The sequence below is a fragment of the Nostocoides sp. genome, from assembly GCF_035343835.1.
Taxonomy (GTDB): domain Bacteria; phylum Actinomycetota; class Actinomycetes; order Actinomycetales; family Dermatophilaceae; genus Nostocoides_A; species Nostocoides_A vanveenii.
Genome location: NZ_DAOQZV010000095.1, coordinates 6,485 through 11,271 on the forward strand (window position 1 = coordinate 6,485; position 4,787 = coordinate 11,271).

Sequence of the window (4,787 nt, forward strand, 5' to 3'; positions counted from 1 at the left end):
CGCCGTCGGCGCCATCTCGCGACCGCAGAGGGTCTCCTTCTGGCGACGGCCGGTGTGATCGCGGGCGCCGCGATCTGGAATCCGTTGGCGTCGAGCGCCCCATCCGACTCGGCAGGCACCACGCGCTTCAGCCCGGCACCGGGGGATGCGGACCTGATCGGCAACTACCCGCACATCCTCGCGCTGCCTGCGGGCGGCACGGCCCTGCTAGCGGGGCCCGACGTGATCTCGGGAACGGCGTTCATTACCGACACCGACTGCCTTGCGCCGCGCTTGCCCGGCCCCTCCGGCGAGCAGGGCATCGCCACGGCGCTCGTCCTGCCACCCGGGACGCTGTCCACGGAGAGCCGCAGCAATCCCGGTGCCCTGCTGGGCAATGACGCGATCCTCCCGCAGGGTGCCCAGATCTCGGCGACCGGAACGGCATACCCGAAGGACAACCGGTATGCCGCGGCGTGCCCCGGCACTACCGGCTACGTCGAACTCAACCGGCCCGATCTGATCGGCTGGGATCCGCCGCTGGAGGATCGGACGCCCAACACCGACGACAACTTCACCGCCGCGACCGGCGTCACCTGGATGACATCGATCGGCGCGGTGACTCTCGCGCCGGATGTGGTGGGCGGCGGCGAACGGACCGTCACCGAGCCCGCGTCGGCCTCCGCGGCGCGGGCACCATTGGGCCTGACCGGATCGTCGATCACCCCGGCCGACCAGCACGTTGCCGTCGTCAAAGACCCTGCCGAGCAGCAGATTCGGTGGCTGACCCTGTATGCGGACGACAGCACGGCCTACGACGCCATGCTCGCCTGGGGCGAGGCCGCCAAGCTGGCCTCGGGGACCGCCGTCGCCGGTCCGCCGGACCTCATGAGCACGTATGCCGTGAGCACCGACGGCGACGACCTGCTGATCGTCCATAAGCTGACAGACACCACCGGCTCCCTATACATCGGCAGCGGGCACCTCGGGATTCGGCGCATCGGCAACGCCCTGCTCATGGTGTCGTCCACCAGCGAGGCCAAGGCCACGCCGGACAACGCCATCGCCTGGACGACCGACGATCAGGAACTCCTGGCCACCCTCGGCAAAGGCCTGTGCCGCTTCACCGCGACCGGTTGCGACTGAGTGCGGATGGAGGTGGCCGCCGCCCCCTCAGGCACCCCGGGTGACACGTGGCCGCTCCCCGCCGCCGGGTGCGTCAGAACGTCAGTGCGTTGGCTCGAGCCAGGTATGCACGAGCGCCACCACGCTCGCGCCTTCCCCGGCCGCGCTGGCGACCCGCTTCATCGAGCCGGCGCGCACATCGCCCACGGCGAAGATGCCAGGCACGCTCGTCGCCAGGCTCGCCGGCGGACAGCCGTCGATCCAGTGCTCCATGGGCACATCCCGGCCGGTGAGCACAAAGCCCTTCTCGTCGCGCATGACGTCCGGCGGCATCCATTCGCACCGCGGTTCGGCACCGAGGAGGAGGAAGAGCCCGCGCGCATCGACCCGCTCACGCGACCCGTCCACAGTCGACTCCAGTTCCACCCATTCCAGCGTGTCGGTGCCGCCGCCGTCGACGACACAGGCGTTGCCGCGCACCGTGATTCGCGGGTTGAACGAGATCTCGTCGATCAGATACTGCGACATGGTCGCGCTCAGATCCGGCCGGCGAACCACGATCGTCACGGTCCGCGCGAAGCGCGCGAGATGCACTGCGGCCTGCCCCGCCGAGTTGCCGCCCCCGACGACGAGGACGTCGTAATCCTCCATCTCGCGGGCCGCCGTCATCGCCGCGCCATAATTGACGCCGCGGCCGACATACTCATCGACAGACGGAATGTTGAGCTTGCGATAGTCGACGCCGCACGCGATCACGATCGCGCGGGCGCGCACGTCGCCACCCTCGGTACACACCACATGCGGCTCCCCGTCGACGCCGGTCTTGACGCCTGTGACCGGCCAACCGGTGAAGAAGCGGGTGCCAAAGCGCAGCGCCTGGGACCGCGCCCGTTGGGCGAGCTTGGTACCGGAGATGCCTTGCGGGAAGCCGAGGTAGTTGCGGATCATCGAGGAGGTCCCGGCCTGACCGCCGATGGCTTCCGACTCGATCGCGATCGTTCCGAGGCCTTCGCTCGAGGCATACACCGCTGTGGCGAGACCGGCGGGTCCGGCACCCACCACAACCACATCGACGACCGTTTCGACGTCGATCTCGTCCGGCCGCCCGTAGATGGACATGGCCACATCACGAACCGAGGTCGGCGCCACGATCTCGTCCTTGCTGAATACGCGGATCAGCGGCCAGGTGGGCTCACCGTCATACGCCTCGACGACCGCGCGGCCGACCTCACTGTCCGGCGGGTAGACCCGGCTCGGAGCCCCGATCCGGAAGAGGTAGTCACGGATCGCAAGCACCAGTCCGCGGCTGTCGGGCGAGACGATCTGCACCGAATCCACCAGTGGCGCCGCGATACTCGCGCCCCACTCGTTGAGCAGTTCGACGATCGCGAGGTGGAACTCCTCGTCCCGCAGCCCACGCGGCATCAGCAGGAAGGCGTCGAACTTGCCTTTGGCCAGCGCCGGCCGGAAGGCCACGGAGTCCTCACGGAAGTACTCCCAGGGCGCCACCAGCACGCGCCGACTGGTGGGGACCAGCGAGCGCAGCATGTGCAGGGCCGTCGGCGCGAGGCTGTCGGGCAGCCGCGAATCGGAGACGAACATCGCCACCTGCACGCCGCGGCGCGTTAACGACATGGTCACCGAGATGGCCTCGTCGACCGATCGCGCCTTGGCAATCTCGTAATCGCGGGCATACCGGCCGAACTCATCGACAAGCTGATCGGCATGCTGCGCGGAGACGACGACGATGGCTGGCTTGGGAGCATCCGTCATGCTCGCGAATATACGTCCGCCCCAGGTCTCTACGTGTTCAGTCCGTCTGGGCGCACTGAGCTATTGGCTGGTCCGCTTGGGGGTGGCCAGATCCTCGATCACGATCAGAGACGCGTAGCGCACGAGGTCGCGGACATTGGCTGTCATGATCGCGTAGGCACCGTGGGCAAGGGCACAGGCGACGACATTGGCGTCGTGCACCTGCTTCCCGACGGCCGGGATGTCGAGAAAGAGGTCGCGGAGTCGGGTGGTGGTCGCGGGGCCCTCGCCGAGCATCGTGGAGATCATCTGGATCTCCTCGACGTTCGCAACCGCGTCGGCGGGATCCAACCCCAGACCGTTCACCTGGACCGGGCGGGTGGCAACTGCGAGGTACTCGCGAACGATCCGAGGAGTTGCAGCCAGCCGCCGCTCGTCGTGCCGCAGGAAGGTGGTCGCGGCCCGGTGGTGGGCACGACTCCCATCCGTGGGGGCCAACAAGACGTTGGTGTCGACGACGACGAGAGCGGGAGGATCAGCGGCCGTCGGCATGGTAGAAGTCGGCGCGATCGAACGACTCACGTCGCCCGGTTGTCACCGTGTGGAGGCGGAACGCACGCGGCGGAACGTCATCGGCCGGTTCGCTGGCCGCGCGCGTCAGGACGGCCCGCAGCTCTTGCTGCATTGAGTGCCCACGGGGCGCCGCGCGACGACGGAGCGCCTCGAGGGTTTCCTCGGGGACGTCGCGAATGTGCACAGCCTTCCTGGCTGATTGCTACCAAGAGTGCTAGCACTGGCGGTCGCGACTCCGTCATCAATGTCCTGCGCGGTGGACTTACTTCCTCTTAATAGCGCGACTCCGGGTCGGGGTCGTACCACCCGCCGCGGTCGGCGACCGTGGCCTCGAAGCGATCGCGCAGCCCATCCGCCACGGGACCCGTCTCGTCTGCCACATTGGCTTCGCGCACATAGACGGCCCACTCGTCGGCCTCGGGGTCGTCCTCGCCCGCGAGTGGCTGCCGGATCACGCGGATCTCGGTGAAGCCCTCGTCGCGTAGCTCCTGCGCGACCTCGTCGGCGTCGTCGCGCTCGGGGAAGACCAGCAGGTGCTCCGTCATGGTCAGGATCGTATGACGGACCACCCGCCGAAATGGGTCGACGCACGGCGAGCCGGGTGATCCACAATTCCGTCATGACCGCTCTGACCGTGCCTTCCGCCGCGCACCACCGCACGCCGGAGGAGTTGGCCGCGTTTCTGCCGGAACTCCATGCCGCGCCGAAGGATTCGGGGACACTCAAACTCATCGTCAGGCGCCCGGCCGTGGGCGAGCGTGAGGTGCTCGACGTCGGGAGGCTGGACCCGGCATACGGGATGGAAGGTGACAACTGGGCTGATCGCGGCTCGTCGCGGTCGCCTGATGGCGGTCCGCACCCCGACATGCAGCTCAACGTCATGAGCCACCGGATGGTGGCCTTCCTGGCTGGCGACCCGGCCCTGGAGCCGCTCGCCGGCGACCAGCTCTATCTCGACCTCGACCTCTCGCACGATAACCTCCCGGCGGGGACGCGCCTGCTCTTCGGTGACCCCGACGCCCCGGGCGCGGTGATCGAGGTGACCGAGCAACCGCATGCGGGCTGTAAGAAGTTCGTCGCGCGCTTCGGCGCGGAGGCGATGCGCTTCGTCAACGGCAAGGTCGGCCGCCCGCTGCGCCTGCGCGGGCTCAACGCACGCGTCGTCCTGGCGGGCCCGATCCACACGGGCGATGTCGTGACTGTGCGCCGCCCCGTGACCTAAACCCTGTTAACACAGGTTAGGTGTCCTCCAGCAGGGTCTACCGTGCTCGAGGACACCTAACCTTTGCTAGGACACCCCTCGAAGTTCTCCGCTCCTTCGGCCCACGCAGAGCGTGGGACCCAGCTCCGATACTTCG

Annotated in this window: 5 protein-coding genes; 2 read left to right on the forward strand and 3 right to left on the reverse strand. The window is 68.2% G+C overall.

Annotation, left to right across the window (positions count from 1 at the left end):
- Positions 1-1,125: hypothetical protein (locus PKH97_RS08520; RefSeq protein ID WP_324386980.1), on the forward strand; the 1,125-nt coding region annotated here is incomplete at its 5' end.
- 81 nt (positions 1,126-1,206) lie between these two features.
- Here PKH97_RS08520 and PKH97_RS08525 read toward each other — a convergent pair.
- From PKH97_RS08525 to PKH97_RS08535, 3 genes are all read right to left on the reverse strand, one after another.
- Entirely contained in the window at positions 1,207-2,877 is a 1,671-nt protein-coding gene (locus PKH97_RS08525) for an FAD-dependent oxidoreductase (protein ID WP_324386981.1), read from the reverse strand.
- Between the two features lie 60 nt (positions 2,878-2,937).
- Positions 2,938-3,408 carry a PIN domain-containing protein gene (locus PKH97_RS08530; RefSeq protein WP_324386982.1) on the reverse strand — a complete coding sequence of 157 codons (471 nt, stop codon included), beginning with the start codon at positions 3,406-3,408 and terminating at the stop codon, positions 2,938-2,940.
- 293 nt (positions 3,409-3,701) lie between these two features.
- Positions 3,702-3,974, reverse strand: coding sequence for a hypothetical protein (locus tag PKH97_RS08535; RefSeq protein WP_324386983.1), 273 nt, complete (start codon positions 3,972-3,974; stop codon positions 3,702-3,704).
- Positions 3,975-4,048: 74 nt separating this feature from the next.
- Between PKH97_RS08535 and PKH97_RS08540 the strand changes: the two genes are divergently transcribed.
- Positions 4,049-4,651 carry a hypothetical protein gene (locus PKH97_RS08540; RefSeq protein WP_324386984.1) on the forward strand — a complete coding sequence of 201 codons (603 nt, stop codon included), beginning with the start codon at positions 4,049-4,051 and terminating at the stop codon, positions 4,649-4,651.
- The last annotated feature ends 136 nt before the right edge of the window (positions 4,652-4,787 follow it).